At 70.6% G+C, this 15,540-nt stretch carries 10 protein-coding genes and 1 tRNA gene; 1 reads left to right on the forward strand and 10 read right to left on the reverse strand.

The window, feature by feature from the left end; translation table 11 throughout:
- Nucleotides 1-2: 2 nt before the first annotated feature.
- The 4 genes from NQ707_RS06490 to NQ707_RS06505 all read right to left on the reverse strand — a co-directional run bounded on the left by NQ707_RS06490 (nucleotide 3) and on the right by NQ707_RS06505 (nucleotide 4,891).
- Complete coding sequence (locus tag NQ707_RS06490) at nucleotides 3-920, reverse strand: ABC transporter permease (protein ID WP_061225344.1); 918 nt, start codon at nucleotides 918-920, stop codon at nucleotides 3-5.
- A complete protein-coding gene (locus NQ707_RS06495; protein ID WP_129357712.1) occupies nucleotides 917-1,882 on the reverse strand; it encodes an ABC transporter permease in 966 nt (321 codons plus the stop codon). Before NQ707_RS06495 ends, NQ707_RS06490 begins: the two co-directional genes overlap by 4 nt.
- 64 nt (nucleotides 1,883-1,946) lie before the next feature.
- Nucleotides 1,947-3,572, reverse strand: a complete 1,626-nt coding sequence (locus NQ707_RS06500; protein WP_404435151.1) for an ABC transporter substrate-binding protein — start codon at nucleotides 3,570-3,572, stop codon at nucleotides 1,947-1,949.
- 254 nt (nucleotides 3,573-3,826) lie between these two features.
- A complete protein-coding gene (locus NQ707_RS06505) occupies nucleotides 3,827-4,891 on the reverse strand; it encodes an NAD(P)-dependent alcohol dehydrogenase (protein WP_404435153.1) in 1,065 nt (354 codons plus the stop codon).
- A 131-nt stretch (nucleotides 4,892-5,022) separates the two neighbouring features.
- Between NQ707_RS06505 and NQ707_RS06510 the strand changes: the two genes are divergently transcribed.
- Nucleotides 5,023-6,531, forward strand: coding sequence for an MFS transporter (locus NQ707_RS06510; RefSeq protein WP_224800033.1), 1,509 nt, complete (start codon nucleotides 5,023-5,025; stop codon nucleotides 6,529-6,531).
- 67 nt (nucleotides 6,532-6,598) lie between these two features.
- On the opposite strand, the gene NQ707_RS06515 is transcribed toward NQ707_RS06510, so the two are convergent.
- The 6 genes from NQ707_RS06515 to NQ707_RS06540 form a co-directional block, all read right to left on the reverse strand.
- Nucleotides 6,599-6,675 (reverse strand) — tRNA-Pro (locus NQ707_RS06515).
- Between the two features lie 90 nt (nucleotides 6,676-6,765).
- The gene (locus NQ707_RS06520) at nucleotides 6,766-7,443 is read right to left on the reverse strand and encodes a MarR family winged helix-turn-helix transcriptional regulator (RefSeq protein ID WP_058731544.1); all 678 of its coding nucleotides are present in this window, start codon (nucleotides 7,441-7,443) and stop codon (nucleotides 6,766-6,768) included.
- An 861-nt stretch (nucleotides 7,444-8,304) separates the two neighbouring features.
- Entirely contained in the window at nucleotides 8,305-10,230 is a 1,926-nt protein-coding gene (locus tag NQ707_RS06525) for an ABC transporter ATP-binding protein (protein ID WP_404435155.1), read from the reverse strand.
- Complete coding sequence (locus NQ707_RS06530; RefSeq protein WP_404435157.1) at nucleotides 10,223-12,136, reverse strand: ABC transporter ATP-binding protein; 1,914 nt, start codon at nucleotides 12,134-12,136, stop codon at nucleotides 10,223-10,225. Before NQ707_RS06530 ends, NQ707_RS06525 begins: the two co-directional genes overlap by 8 nt.
- Nucleotides 12,115-13,257: a metallophosphoesterase gene (locus NQ707_RS06535; RefSeq protein WP_404435159.1), complete on the reverse strand. Its 1,143-nt coding sequence runs from the start codon at nucleotides 13,255-13,257 to the stop codon at nucleotides 12,115-12,117. The genes NQ707_RS06530 and NQ707_RS06535 overlap by 22 nt, the downstream gene beginning before the upstream one ends.
- Entirely contained in the window at nucleotides 13,257-15,416 is a 2,160-nt protein-coding gene (locus NQ707_RS06540) for a transglycosylase domain-containing protein (protein WP_224800036.1), read from the reverse strand. The genes NQ707_RS06535 and NQ707_RS06540 overlap by 1 nt, the downstream gene beginning before the upstream one ends.
- Between the last annotated feature and the right edge of the window lie 124 nt (nucleotides 15,417-15,540).

Genomic DNA, 15,540 nt, shown 5'->3' on the forward strand with positions numbered 1-15,540 from the left:
GGTCAGACCTCTCGGGTGCCGATGCTGCGGGTCAGGCGGTTGGCGCTGAGCACGGTCAGCGCGACGATGATCGCGGGGCAGATGCTCCACCACCAGGCGCTGGCCACGTACAGCCGGCCCTCGTTGATCTGCGAGCCCCACTCCGCGGTGGGCGGCACCGCCCCGAAGCCGAGGAAGCTCAGGGCGGCGATCGACAGGATCGCCCCGCCCAGGTCGATCCCGGCGACCACCGCGACCGGCCCGGCCGCGTTGGGCACCACGTGGCTGAACAGGCCGAGGAAGCGGCGGGTGCCGCTGGTGCGGGCCGCGTCCATGTACGGCATCGCGCTCACGCGCAGGGTCTCGGCCCGGGCGATGCGCACGAATCCGGGGATCCCGGAGATGCCCACCGCGATGGCGACCTTGGTGACCCCGAAGCCCAGCACGGAGATCAGCGCGAGGGACAGCAGCAGCCCGGGGATGGAGACGATGACCTCCACGGACCGGGAGATCACCGCATCCACCCAGCCGCCCACGGACCCGGCGAGCATGCCCAGCAGGCCCCCGACCACCAGGGAGATCGTGATCGCCAGGACCCCGGCGCGCAGGGAGACCCGGGCGCCGTAGACCACCCGGGAGTACACGTCCCGCCCGTTCAGATCCGTGCCGAACCAGTGCTGCCAGCTCGGGGCGGCCAGGGAGTCCCCGACGATCTCCGTCGGGTCGGCGGTGGCGAACAGCCCCGGGAAGAGCACCCAGCCGATCATCAGCAGCACGAACAGCCCGGCCAGCACGGTGCCGGGGCGGCGCAGCAGGGCCGCACCCGTCCGGGCCCCGGGGCGACGGGCCCGCGTCCGGGCGTCGGAGAGCGGGGGCCCGGGCCGCTCGGCGTCGGGGGCGCCCGCCGCGGCGGGGGAGGAGGTGATGTCCGTCGAGCTCATGCTCGGCTCCTTCCGGCCACGGGGGAGGCCACCCGCGGGTCGATCAGGGGGTAGGTGAGGTCCACGATCAGGGTCACCAGCACGTACAGGCCGCCGGTGAGCACGATCAGCGCCTGGATCAGCGGGAAGTCCCGGCCCTGCACCGCCGCGACGTAGAGGTTGCCGATGCCGGGGCGGCCGAAGATCGTCTCGATGATCGCCGCCCCGGAGACCACCCCGCCCACGAGCATCCCGACGATCGTGTACACGGGCAGGCTGGCCTGGCGCAGCACGTGCCGGGTGACGACCTTGCGCGGGGCCAGGCCCCGCACGCGGGCCACCTGCACGTGCTCCTGGGCCCGGACCTCCCGGATGCTGCGGGCGTAGACCTGGGACAGGGTCCCGGCCCCCAGCAGGGCGATGGTCACCGCCGGCAGGATCAGCGAGTCCAGGCCGCCGGCCCCGAACGCCGGGAACCAGCCCAGCCGGAACGCGAAGATCTGCAGCAGCAGGATCGCCATGACGAAGCTGGGCACCGCGATGCCCAGGACGGTGAAGCCCTCGAAGACCGAGCGCAGGAAGCGGTTCGGCAGCAGCACCGAGCCCAGGGCGAACACGACGCCGAGCACCACCATGATCAGCAGGCTCGCCAGCCCCAGCTGCACCGTGGACCCCAGCCCGTCCCGGATCACCTCCAGCACGGGCTGGCGCTGCTTGGAGTAGGCGGTGCCCCAGTCCAGGGTCACCACCCGCCACAGGTATCCGAAGTACTGGGCCAGCAGCGGCTGGTCCAGGCCCATCTCGTGGCGCAGCTGGGCCAGCTGGGCGTCGTCGGCCGCCCCGGCGTCCCCCGCGTCGGAGCCGGCCATCAGCAGGCGGGCCGGATCCCCGGGGGTGGCTTGGACGATGAGGAAGGACAGGGTGATCGCACCCCACAGCACGATCAGCGCGTGCGCGAGGCGGCGCAGGACGTAACGGGTCACGGCGGGACTCCTGGGCAGGTGGCGGGCGGGAAGGGCGGATGCGGTCGGTTCAGCGGGGCCGGGCTCACCCGGACAGGGCGACGTCGGCGGCCACCAGCTTGTTCTCCGCATCCAGCGGGATCCCGGCCAGGCGCATCGAGGCGGCCGTGGAGGTGTAGGCGTCCACCAGCGGGAAGGAGTACCCGCCCTCCAGCAGCAGCCGCTGCGCGTCCTCGCTGGCCTGCTGGCGCTTCGCGGGGTCCGTGGTGGACTGCAGATTCAGCAGCGCCTCGTCCACCTCCTTGATCGGGTGGCCGAAGAAGAAGGACTGGTTCTCGTAGAAGGAGGAGTACACCACCCGCAGCACGTCCGGGTCCGCCCGGCCCTGGGACCAGGTGGACAGGTCGTAGGGGGCGTCGTAGAGGGTGTAGTCGCTCAGCTGCGCCTCGGTGCGCGGCTGCAGGTCGAAGCGGATGCCGACCTTCTTCCACTGGTTCTGCAGCAGCTGCAGCATCTGCTCCTTGGTGGTCCCGGAGCCGGTGTACATGAACACGATCGTCAGCGGCTCCCCGGTGTCCTCGTGGTGCCGGTAGCCGTCTGCATCCACCCGGGTGTACCCGGCCTGCTCCAGCTCGGCCACCGCCCGGTCCGGGTCGTGGCGCAGCGGATCGGACAGGTCCGCGGAGCCGGGGGTCGCGGCGGTGAGCAGGCCCGTGGCGGCCTTGGCGTTGCCCTGGTAGATCCGGTCCGCGATCTCCTGGCGGTCCGTGGCCGCGTTGATGGCCCGGCGCACGTGCGCGTCCTGGAAGATCGGGCGGTAGATGAAGGGGATCAGCGGGGTGGAGATGCCCTTGCCGGGGACCTGGGACAGGTGCAGGTCCGCCGTCTTGATCCCGGCGAGGGTGGACACGTCCAGCATCGTGCCGATGTCCACCTGCCCGGAGGTCACCGCCCCGGCCAGGGTCGTGGGGTCCGGGATGAACTGGGCGCGCACCGTGCGGAAGTGGGCCGGTCCCTTGTTGCGTCGGGCATCCGAGCCCCAGGCGTAGTCCTCCCGGCGGGTCAGCAGCACGTACTGGCCCTGCCGGTACTCGCTGAACACGTACGGCCCGGAGCCGATGACGTCCCCGCGGGCCACGTCCTTGGGGTCCTTGCCCAGGGTCGCGTCCGCGAGCATCCCGAGGGTCTGGGTGGTCGCGGCTTGCAGGAACTGGGCGTTGGGCCCGTCGAAGACGACGACGGCGGTGTGGGCATCCGGGGTCTCGGTGCGCTGGTAGCCGCGCAGGTGGCTGGCCCCGATGTAGGACAGGGAGCCCAGCCGGATGATCCGGTCGAAGTTGTTCTTCACGCTCGTCGAGGTGAAGGCCGTGCCGTCGGAGAAGGTGACGTCATCGCGCAGGTGGAAGGTGAAGCGGGAGCCGTCCTCGGAGACCTCCCACCGGCGGGCCAGGTAGGGCACGATGTCCCCGGTGTCCGGGTCCTGGTCCACGAGGGTGTCGGTGATCTGCCGGGCGATGGTGCGCGAGACCGTGTAGGGCGGCTGGTGCGGGTCCCAGTTCTCGGAGTCCTCGGGGAAGCCCACGGCCAGCTCCTCGGTGCCCCGGTCCCGGGCCTGGGAGGTCCCGCAGGCGGCCAGGATCGGCGCGAGGGCCAGGGATCCGGCGGCGAAGCGCAGCAGCGTGCGACGGGACAGGGAGGTGCGGGCGGGCATACGGGGTCTTTCCGGGCGGGGACGGATCAGCGGTGGGCGGTGCATCCCATCCACGGATGCCATCTCAGTCCCGTCCGCCCCCGCCGGCCAAGCCGTGTGTCCCCGCGTGTGCGCAGATGGCGCCGCGTGTCCCGAGGGCTCGACGCGCGGGCGACCCCGGTGCTATCCGCGCGCGGGCTCGGCCTCCAGCGCAGCCCGGGACGCGACCGGGGGTGCCGCAGTGGATCCGCGGCATCCCCGGTCAGCGGTCCGCCCTAGTCCTGGACCTCGGCGTCGTCGAAGGTCGAGACGTCGATGACGCCGCGGAACTTCACGTCCCCGGCCACCACCCGGTCGTAGGCCTCGTCCACCTCGTCCACGGAGACCTTCTCGATCACCGCGCCGAAGCCGTGCTCGGCGCAGAAGTCCAGCATCTGCTGGGTCTCCGGGATGCCGCCGATGTTGGACCCGGCCAGGGCCTTGCGCCCGCCGATCAGCGCCCCGAAGTGCAGGGGCTGGGCCTGCGGCGGCAGTCCCACCACGGCCATGACCCCGCGCGGCTTGAGCAGCCCGAGGTAGTCGTCCACGGGGATGTCCGCGGAGATGGTGTTCAGGATGATGTCGAACTCCCCGCGGTGATCCCGGAAGAACCCGTCCTCGGTGGTCGCCAGGGTGCGCACCGCCCCCAGGTCCTTCGCCTCCTGCTCCTTCTTCAGGCTCCGGGAGAGCACGGTGACCTCCGCGCCCTTGGCCGCGGCGATCTGCACACCCATGTGGCCCAGACCGCCCAGGCCCAGCACGGCCACCTTCTTGCCCTCGGCCGCCTCCCAGGTGGCCAGCGGGGAGTAGGTGGTGATGCCCGCGCACAGCAGGGGTGCTGCGACGTCGAAGTCCAGGGCGTCCGGGATGCGCAGGACGAAGCGCTCGTTGACCACGACCTTCTGGGCGTACCCGCCCTGGGTGATGGTCCCGTCCACGTCCTCGGAGTTGTAGGTGCCGACGGCGCCGTTGAGGCAGTTCTGCTCCTGCCCGTCCCGACACTCCTCGCACTCGCCGCAGGAGTTCACCAGGCAGCCCACGCCCACGCGGTCCCCGACCCGGTACTTCGTGACGTTCTCCCCGACGGCCTCCACGACCCCGGCGATCTCGTGGCCGACGGTCAGCGGGAAGTGCGCCTCGCCCCACTCGTTGCGGATCGTGTGGATGTCGCTGTGGCAGATGCCGGCCGCCTTGATGTCGATGACGACGTCGTCCGGGCGGGGGTCGCGCCGCCGGATCTGCACGACGCGGAAGGGCTGATCCGGTCCGGTCTTCTGCAGGGCCTTGGTGGTGATGGGCATGATGCTCCTGACGTGGGTCGATGCGCGGGCTCGCCCGCGGGCCGCGGGAGGCGGCCCCGGAAGAAAAGCGGGCCCGGCGTGGTTCCATCCACCAGTCTGCCCGAATCCCCGCCCCGCACGACAGGAGTTCCATGCCCAGCGAAACCCGCACCGGCGACACCGCCTTCGACCCGACCCAGCGGCGCCTGCTCACCCTGACCCTGGTGCCGCTGTTCATGTCCCTGCTCAGCGTCTCGATTGTCAACGTGATCCTGCCGTCCGTGCAGGCCGACATCGGGGCGAGCAGCTCCGCGCTGCAGTGGGTGCTCTCCGGGTACGCCCTGGCCTTCGGCGTCGTGCTGGTGGCCGCGGGCCGGGCCGGGGACGTGTTCGGGCGGGCGAAGCTGTTCATCGCCGGGGTCGTGCTGTTCGGCGCGGGGTCCCTGGTGGCGGGGCTGGCCCCGACCCCGCTGGTGCTGAACCTGGCGCGGGTGGTCATGGGCCTGGGGTCGGGGCTGCTGAACCCGCAGGTGATCGGGCTGATGCAGCAGTACTTCTCCGGGACCCAGCGCGGCCGGGCCTTCGGGATCTTCGGCGGGATCGTGGGGGTCTCCGTCGCGATCGGGCCGGTGCTGGGCGGGCTGCTGATCAGCGTGCTCGGCGCGGGCGCCGGGTGGCGGGCCTCCCTGCTGGTCAACGTGCCGATCTGCCTGGTCGCGCTGATCGCGGCCAAGCCGTTCCTGCCGGCCTCGGCGTGGGAGCCGGTGCCCGAGGAGCACTCGACGTCGACCTCATCCCTGCCCGTGGTGCGCCGCAACGGGGCCGGCGGGGCCGGTGCCTCCGGGCGTCGTCGGGTGGATCTGGACCCGGTGGGGCTGGGACTGTTCGGCGTGGCGATCTTCCTGGTCATGCTGCCCTTCGTGGAGTCCTCGGCCGGGGCGTGGGTGTGGATCGCGCTGCCGGTGGCGGCGGCGCTGCTGGTCGCGTGGGTGCGCTGGGAGCGGCGCTACTCCGCCCGGGGTGGTGAGCCGATGGTGGACATGGGGCTGTTCCGCACCCGCTCCTTCGCCAACGGCTCCCTGCTGATCGCCCTGTACTTCGTGGGGATGACCAGCGTGTGGGTGCTGATCGCCCTGTACATGCAGGAGGGGATGGGCCACACCGCGCTCGCGGCCGGGTTCATCGGCCTGCCCTCGGCCCTGGCCAGCGCGATCACCGCGCCGCTGGCGGGGCGGAAGGTCATGCAGGTGGGGCGCCCGATGGTGCTGTGGGGGATCGGCCTGGTGCTGACCGGGATCCTGCTGAGCATCGGCGTCGTGGTGCTGCGGGAGAGCGTGGGGCTCAGCGAGTGGTTCCTGCTGGGCACCATGGTGTTCGTGGGAGTGGGGCAGGGCCTGGTGGTCAGCCCCAACCAGACGCTGACGCTCGCGGACGTCCCGGTGCGCTACGCCGGGGCGGCCGGCGGGGTGCTGCAGACCGGGCAGCGGGTGGGCACCTCCATCGGGATCGCTGCGATCACCGGTGTGGCGTTCTCGGTGCTGGCCCGCACGGACTGGAACATGGCGGTGGCGGTGGGCTTCGGCCTGATCGCGGTGATCGTGGTGCTGGCCGGGCTCGTCGGGGTGCGGGACCAGCGTCAGGCCCGGGCCGAGCGCGGCTGATCCGCCGGTCGACCGTCGGACGTGGCGAAGGCCCCGGCATCGCGTTGCGATGCCGGGGCCTTCTCAATGGTCGGGATGACAGGATTTGAACCTGCGACCTCGTCGTCCCGAACGACGCGCGCTACCAACCTGCGCCACATCCCGTGGTCTGCCGCTCGAAGCCTTCGAGGCCGTCAAGCAACCTCTCCAGGATAGCGAACCCTCCGCGCCCCGGCAAACCCGGTCCTGTCCCGCTCACCACTCGGAGGGGTAGACGGGGTCCAGGCGGTCCACGATCGCCGCCAGTGCCGGGGTCAGCCGGTGGCCGCTGCGCTCGATGGGCCACAGCAGCGAGGAGCGCAGGACCTCGCTGTGCTCTGGCCGCACCTGGTGGTGGACCTCCCAGCCGTGACGGGTGAGTTCGACCATCGTCCCGCACCAGTCGCGCACCGTGACCACCAGATCGGCCCGCTCCATCCGCCGCAGCAGGTGGCTGGTGCGGGATTCGGACCATCCGGTGATCTCCACGATCTGGGCCCGGCGGCGACGACCTCGATACTGGCCCACCAGCAGCAGGACGGTGGCCTCCGGCAGGGAGATGCCCGCGCTGCCGGCACACGCCTGGGTGAAGCGCGCCTCGAGCAGCGCGTGCGCTCGCAGCCACAGCGTCCAGGCCTGCTGCTCCGCGGGTGCGAGCTCATCCGGTGGGGGCCTCCGGGTGAAGTCTTCCCGGGCATCCAGCGGATCCTCGTAGTCGAAGAGGTCGTCCTGATCGAGCAGATCCTCCATCTCGGGAGCCTCGAGGTCGTCATACTCGATGCCGTCATCCGCGCCGATGCCGTTCTCGACGCCGGCGTGTGTGTGGGTGTCCATCGCGGTGTTGGTATGCGTGCGGGGGTCGGTCATGGGGTCGAGGTCGTGGCTGTGGTCCATGCGAGGAGTCTGGCGCATCATCTGCCACGTGCCCAGACCGCGGCGGCTCCCTGTGGATAACTTGGAGGGCAGGATGGCCCACGGGGGTGGGAGTCGGGGATCGAGCAGAGGTCCACGGGCCCACGTGACGTGCATGGGCTGAAGATTCAGGCCGCGCCCTGGACCCATGGGTGTTGGGAAAAGCTGAATATTCAGCTCCGGCCGCGTTTCCTGAATATTCAGCTTTCCCCGAGCACCACTGCCGATGGTCCGTGCTGAATCTTCAGTTGTGGGGGCGTTATCTGAATATCCATTATTCAGGGATCACCTGTGCTCACGATGTGGCCTGAATATTCAGCTTTTGTCGACCATCAGCCCTGATGATGAGGCCTGAATATTCAGTGATCGTTCAGCTTCACGGCCAGTGGATCTGGGAGGTAGATGATCTGGGGAGGGGGTGGATGATCTCGGCAGACAGTGGGTGGTGCTGTGCGGAGGGGTGGCCGGCGAACTGTGGATGACGGCGCGAATGGGGATCGTTGCCCACCGCGGAGCCTGAATATTCAGGCCGTGCCATGGGGTCAAGAGTGTTGGGAAAAGCTGAATATTCAACCCAGGCTGCGCTTCCTGAATATTCAGCTTTCGCTGAGCATCACTGCCGATGGTTCGAGTTGAATCTTCAGTCGTGGGGACGTTGACTGAATATTCAGGTTTTGCCGATCACCAGTGTCAGATGGTGCGGACTGAAGATTCAGTGGCGGGTCGGGATGGACCGGGCGGATGGGGCGGTGTGTTCGGACGGGGCGGGGCGGTGTGCTTGCGCCGGGCGGGGCAGGCTGCGTGGTCGGCGCGGTGTGCTTGCGCGCGGCGCGGTAGGGGGATTCAGCTCTGGGATTCCTCCCAGGCCGCGTTCATGCGGGCGAAGGTGCCGCCGGCGGCGATCAGCTCGGTCGGGGAGCCGTCCTCGATCACTCGGCCGGCGTCGACCACCAGCACGCGGTCCGCGTCCAGGATCGTGGAGAGTCGGTGCGCGATCACCAGGGCCGTGCGTCCGCCCAGCAGCCGGTCCAGGCCCCGCTGCACCTGGCGCTCCGAGGGCAGATCCAGGGAGGCCGTGGCCTCGTCCAGGATCAGCACCGCCGGATCCGCCAGGAAGGCCCGGGCGAAGGAGAGCAGCTGCCGCTGGCCCGCCGAGACTCGCCCGCCCCGCTGCTGCAGGTCCGTGTCGTACCCCTCCGGCAGGGCCCGGATGAACTCGTCGGCCCCCACCGCGCGGGCCGCCTCCTCGATCTCCGCCCGCGTCGCGCCGGGGCGGCCCAGGGCGATGTTCTGCGCCACCGTGCCCGAGAACAGGAATGCCTCCTGCGTGACCATGACGATCTGCCCGCGCAGGTCCTCATCGCGCAGCCGGCGCAGATCCACCCCGTCCAGGGTGATCGTCCCGCGGGTGGGGTCGTAGAACCGGGCCACGAGCTTGGCCACCGTGGACTTCCCGGCACCGGTGCGCCCCACCAGGGCGACCTTCTGCCCCGCCGGGATCACCAGGTCCAGCCGCTCCAGGGTCGGCCGCTCGGCGTCGGGGGAGTAGCTGAACTCCACGCCGTCGAAGCGCAGGGCACCCCGGGATGAGGCAGCCTCGGACACCGCCGCGTCCCGGCGGTCAGCCCCCGAAACCGCAGCACCCCGGCCTCCGGCCGCCGACGCCGCGCCCCGGCCTCCGGCTCCGCCTCCGGGCGGCAGCGGGTCGCTCGGCTCGGCCACGCTGGGCTGCTCCTCCAGCAGCCCCGAGACCTTCTCCAGGGCCGAAGCCGCGGACTGCAGGGTGTTGTAGAAGTTGGACAGCTCCATGATCGGCATGAAGATCCGCTGCGTGTACAGCACCAGGGACAGCAGGGTCCCCACCGCCAGGGTCCCGTGCAGCACGTTGAACCCGCCGAACAGCAGCACCACCGCCACCGTCATGTTGGCGATCAGCATGACCCCCGGCATGTACAGCCCGAAGATCTGCACGGAGCGCAGATTCTGCACGCGGTAGTCGTCGGCCTGCTCCAGGTACTCCCGGCGCACCCGCGGCTGATTCCGGAAGGCCATCACCGCGCGGATGCCCGTCATCGTCTCGGTGAAGCGGCTCACCAGCCGGGCCGAGGCCACCCGCTGCGCCCGGTAGCGCACCTCCGAGGCGCGGCGGAACCACAGGGTCAGCGCGACCATCGGCACCATCGCCACCAGGATCACCAGGGCCGTGCGCCAATCCAGCAGCACCACCAGCACGCTCATCATGACCATGGACATCAGCGAGGAGGCCATCGCGGACAGCCCCGAATCCAGGAACTCCCGCATCGCCTCCAGGTCCGAGGTCAGCCGCGAGATCACCCGCCCGGAGGTGTACTTCTCGTGGAACTCCAGGCTCAGCCGCTGCACGTGCCGGAAGGTGCGTCGGCGCAGGTCGTAGAGCACCCGCTGGGAGATCCTCGCGGTGATCAGCACGTTCAGGTAGATCGTCAGCGCGGAGATCCCCACCGACCCGGCGAAGGCCAGCGTCAGCCACATCAGCGGCCACGGGTTCCCGGCCTGCAGCTGCGGGAAGCCGACGTCGATCCCCCAGCCGGTGATCGCCGGGCCCAGCGACCCCAGCCCGTCCGCGATGACCACCAGCAGCAGGGTGCCCAGCGCGGGCCAGGCCACCGGGCGCAGCATCGAGGCCAGCAGCCGGAAGCTGCGCCGGCGCACCGCCCGGCGCTGGCGCGCATCCAGGCGCACCGCGTCCTCACCGGCCACACCCACCGGCGATGTCGTCCGCTCAGCCACGGGTGGCCTCCTCCGCGCTCATCACGTACCGGTACTCGGGCAGGGCCAGCAGCTCGCGGTGCGTGCCCACCGCCGCGATCCGCCCGTCGCGCAGCAGGGCCACCCGATCCGCCAGCGCCACGGTGGAGGGTCGGTGCGCGGTGAGCAGGGTCGTGGTCCCGGTGAGCACCCGACGCAGGTTGTCCACGACGGCGGCCTCGGTGCGGGTGTCCAGCGCGGAGAGCGGATCATCCAGCAGCATCAGCCGGGGATCGGCGGCGATCGCGCGGGCCAGGGCCAGGCGCTGACGCTGCCCGCCGGACAGGCTCAGCCCCTCCTCCCCGATCTGGGTGTCCACCCCGTCGGGCAGCTCCCACGCGAACTCCGCGGCCGCCGCCCGCAGCGCGGTGGTCAGGATCTGCTCCCGCCGGGCCGCCTGGTCCGCGTCCAGCAGCTCATCGGGCACGGGCTGGCCATCGGGTCCGACGACGTCCGGGACCCCCATGAGCACGTTCTGACGCACCGAGGCGGAGAACAGGGTCGGCTCCTCGAAGGCGACGGCGATCTGCCCGCGCAGCTCGTCCAGGGACAGCTCGGCCGCGTCCCGCCCGTCCAGCAGGATCCGCCCGGCGTCGGCCTCGTACAGCCGCGGCAGCAGCATCAGCAGTGTGGATTTGCCGGAGCCGGTGGCCCCGACCAGGGCGACGGTCTCCCCGGGGCGCAGCCGCAGATCCACCCCGCGCAGCACGGGCGCCTCCGCCCCGGCCTCGTCCGGGTAGGAGAAGCCGACCCCCTCCAGGCTCACCGCGGCCCCGGAGGACTCCGCCCCCGCGGAATCCGCCCCGGAGGGCTCGTCTCCGGGGGAGCCCGCCCCGACGGAGCCGGTCCCGGCGCCGCGGGGTCGGACCGGGTGGGTGGCCCCGGTGATCGGCACGGCCTCGGTGCCGGTCTGGGCGATGATCTGATGGTGACGCTCCCGGGCGACCAGGGCGGACTGGTACATGTTCAGCAGCATCCCGGCGTCGCGCAGCCGCGTGGAGACGAGCACCGCGGTGGCGAAGAACGCGACCACCGCCCCGGTGCTGAGGGCGCCCGCGGCCACCAGGAACCCGGCGATCAGCAGGCATGCGGCCATCACGATCTCCGGGATCAGCCAGATCCGGGCACTCAGCCCGGAGAAGACGCGGCTGCGGGTCACCTCGGTGTCGCGCAGCCCGGCGGCCTTCTCGGAGAAGTCCCCCAGGGCGTGCTCCCCGCGACCCAGGGCCTTGAGCACCCGGATCCCGTGCACGGACTCCTCGACGTCGGTGGCCAGGTCCCCGGCCTGCTGCTGGGTGGCGCGGGTCAGCTCGCGGGTGCGGGGCAGGGTGCGCACGATGACCCAGAGCACCGGGCCGACGGCGATCAGGTAGATCAGGGCGAGCCGCCAGGAGTTCGCGACCATGAGCAGCAGGCCGAAGACGACCATGGTGCTGGTCTGCCCGGTCTGGCTGATGCCGAAGGCCACCCAGCGTCGGCACAGCCCGAGGTCGGACATGGAGCGGGAGAGCAGCTGACCGGAGGGCCAGCGGTCGTGGAAGCCGACGGGCAGGCGCAGGAGGTGGTCGAACAGCCGCTCCCGCATGTCCATCTCCAGGCGGGTGGAGGGCTCCAGCAGGAGGCGACGGCGCAGCCACTGGAAGAGCACCTGGGCCAGCCCGAGCACCGCGATGACACCGGCGGACTCCCACACGCGGGCGGGGGTGGCCCCGGGGGCCAGGACGGTGTCCACGAGCCAGCGCAGGGCCTGCGGGATGGCCAGGGCCATGGCCCCGCCCAGCACCGCGACGACGATGCCGGCCCGCAGCCTGCCCCGCATGGGCGCCAGGTACTCGGCGAACAGCTCATCGGCGGGAGAGCGGCGGGTCAGCGGGAGGCGAAGAGGCACCGTTCCACCCTACGCCCGCGGATCCCCACCTGTGACATGAGCCATGGCAGCTGCGAGGAGGGAGAGGACGGCGGCTCAGCGCGTGCGGCCGTGAGGGTCACCAGGACGGCCTCCGGCGGGCAGAACAGGCGCACCGGGGCGAAGCGGGAGGTGCCCAGCCCCGCGGAGACCTGCACCGGCATGATCCCCCGCTGGTAGGAGATGCCCTTGGCCCGGGCCGGCTCCAGGTCGCAGTTGGAGACCACCGCGCGCCCGCCCGGCAGGCAGATCTGCCCACCGTGGGTGTGCCCGGCGAAGACTACCTCGGCCCCGTCCTCGGCGAAGCGCTCCAGGCACCGCTGGTACGGGGCGTGCAGCACCCCCACCCGCAGGGAAGGCCGCTGCGGGTCCCGCGCGTAGGCCTGCGGGGCGAAGCCGGGATGCTCGTCGTAGCCCAGGTGCGGGTCATCCACCCCGGAGAAGTCCAGGCGCATCCCGCGCACGGTCAGGGAATCCGTGCGGTTCACCAGCCCTGTCCACCCGCGGGCGTCGAAGTGCTCGTGCATCCGCCGGAAGGGCAGCACCCGGCGGGCACCGCCGGAGGCTGAGACCTGGCCCTCGGCCAGGCTCGCCGGGTGCCCGCCCGCCGCGGCCGCCTTGGCCGCGGACTCCGCCGAGGTGTCCTTCCACAGGTACCGGGCCGGGTTCTTCAGCTGCGGGGCGAAGTAGCAGTTCGACCCCGGCACGTACACCCCGGGCAGATCCAGCAGCGGGTCCAGGGCCTCCAGCAGCGGGTCCAGGGCTTCGGGGTGGGAGAAGTTGTCCCCGGTGCTCACCACCAGATCCGGGGCCAGCCCGGTCAGGGACCGCACGAACTCGATCTTCCGCCGCTGCCCCGGGATCATGTGCAGATCCGACAGGTGCAGCACCCGCAGGTCCGGGGAACCCGGCGGCAGCACCGCCAGGCTCTCTCGGCGCACCGTGAAGCGGTTCAGCTCCACGAACCGCCCGTACAGCAGCGCGGCGGCCCCCAGTCCCGCCGCGGCCCCCGCCGCGATCCCCGCGCCGCGCACCAGCTTGCGGACGGAGGAGTGCGGGGGAGCGAGGGGACCGAAGGCCGCCGGGCGCGCCGTCGAGCTCATCAGGGCAGCTTGGAGACGATCTGCGTGCCCATGACCTTCGCGGAGGGGTCCGTGAAGGTCTTGTGCTCGTAGTCGTTCTTGACCTGGTTCATGTACCACTGCCACTGGGCGCCGGCGAAGGTCGCGCCGTCCACGTAGCTCTTGGACTGCCCGCCGATGCTCAGCCCGTTCAGGGAGCGACCGCCGAGGTCGTTGTTGCCGACCCACGAGGCCGTCGCCAGCCCGGAGGTGTAGCCCACCATCCAGGTCTGGGTGGAGTCATCCGTGGTCCCCGTCTTGGCCGCGGAGGCGTTCTCCAGGCCGATGCCGCGCTGGTAGCCCGAGCCCTGGGTCAGCACGTTCTTCAGCACGTAGCTCACCCCGCGGGCCACGTCCTTGTCCAGTTTGCGGGTGCACTGGGTGCCCGGAACGTCCACGGCCTTGCCGTTGCGGTCCGTGATGGAGTCGATGGCGCGCGGCTTGCAGTACATGCCCTCCGAGGCGAAGGTCGCGAAGGCGTTGGCCATGAACAGCGGCGGGACCGGCTGGGTGCCGATCAGCTGGGCGATGCCCTTCTCCGGGTGCATGTGATCCCCGGTCACCCCGTTCACAGCCCCCAGGTCCCCGGCCACATCGCCGATGGCGCACAGGTTCAGGTACCGGGCCGTGGCGAAGAGGTTGGAGTTGATGGAGTTGTAGATGCCGAAGTTCACGCTCTGCCCGGCCCAGTTGTATCCCGGCGTCGCGTTCTGGAAAGACCAGACGGAGGTGCCCGGGTTCGGACTCGTCTTCGAGTCCAAGCACGGCGTGTGCCACAGGGTCCCGGCCGGGTAGCTCAGCGGGGAGGCGTCCACCGTGGCGTTGACGCCGTTGCCCTCCTTGATCCACTCGGTCAGGGTGAACGGCTTGAAGGTGGACCCGGGGGCGTAGCCCTGCGTGCCGCCCATCAGCTCATCCGCGTTGTAGTTGTAGATGGTGTTCTCCGCGCCCTGCTCATTCGAGTAGTGCGAGTTCTGGGCCATCGAGCGGATGTTGCCCGTGCCCGGTTGCACGGAGACCAGCGAGGTGTTCACGTTGTCCGGGTTGGAGTCCGTGGGCTGGGTGCCCTCCACGGCATCCTGGGCCTTGGACTGCGCCTTCGGATCCAGGGTGGTCTTGATGGTCAGCCCGCCGCGGTTGAGCTTCGCGGCCCGCTCCTCCGGGGTCGTGCCCAGGGACTCCTCCAGGGCGATGGCGTTCTGCACGTAGGAGCAGAAGTACTGCGAGTCCTTCTTCGCCACGGTGCACCCGGAATCGGTGGGGTGGATGTCCAGGTCCAGACCCGAGTCGATGGCTTTGTCGTACTGGTCCTCGGTGATCTTCTTGTCCCGCAGCATCGTGCCCAGCACGATGTTGCGTCGCTTCTTGGAGGATTCCGGGTTGGTCGCCGGGTCGTAGAGCACCGGGGACTGCACCATGCCCGCCAGGGTCGCGGACTGCTGGATGTTCAGATCCTTGGCGTCGATCCCCCAGTAGTACTTCGCCGCGGCCTGGACCCCGTAGTTGGAGCCGCCGTAGTTGACGATGTTCAGGTACCCGTTGAGGATCTGGTCCTTGGACTTGTTCTGCTCCATGGAGATGGCCAGCTTCATCTCCTTGATCTTGTCCATCATCCCCTTGTTGGCGCCCAGCGTGGCCGTCGGGTCCCCGCCGTTCTGCACCGCGGAGTCGATCAGCAGGTTGTTCACGTACTGCTGGGTGATGGTCGAGGCGCCCTGGCGCTTGCCCGGGTTGACGATGTTGTTCAGGATCGCGCGGGCGATGCCCATCCCGTCCACGCCGCCGTGGTCGTAGAAGTCGTTGTCCTCGATGGACAGCTGCGCGTCGATCATGTGCTGGGAGATCTGATCCAGCGGCACCTCGTCGCGGTTCTCGGAGAAGAACTTGGTGATCTCCGAGCCGTCGCTGGCGAGGATCGTGGAGGGCTGGGACAGCGGCCCCTCCTGCAGGTCATCCGGCAGGCCCTTGAACCAGTTGATCGAGGCGTTGGCCGTCAGCCCGGCGGCCGCGGCCGGCGGGATCAGCAGGCCGGCCGTGACGAAGCCCGCGACGATGCTCAGCGCGATGAACTGCAGGAGGTCGCTGGGCCTGCGCCGCTCGCGGCGATCCCGACGCCGGGTGGATCTCTTGGATGAAGCCATGGGCACAGCATACAAGCAGACCCTGTGCCGTCCCGGGGTCCCGACGCCGTCGCACGTGGGGCAGCGCACCCGGCCGCCTGGAAGAGCCGGGGCAGGTCTCGGGGACTCGTCGCGGAGAGTCGTC

It is taken from the genome of Rothia sp. BD8, assembly GCF_044878465.1.
Classification (GTDB): domain Bacteria; phylum Actinomycetota; class Actinomycetes; order Actinomycetales; family Micrococcaceae; genus Rothia; species Rothia kristinae.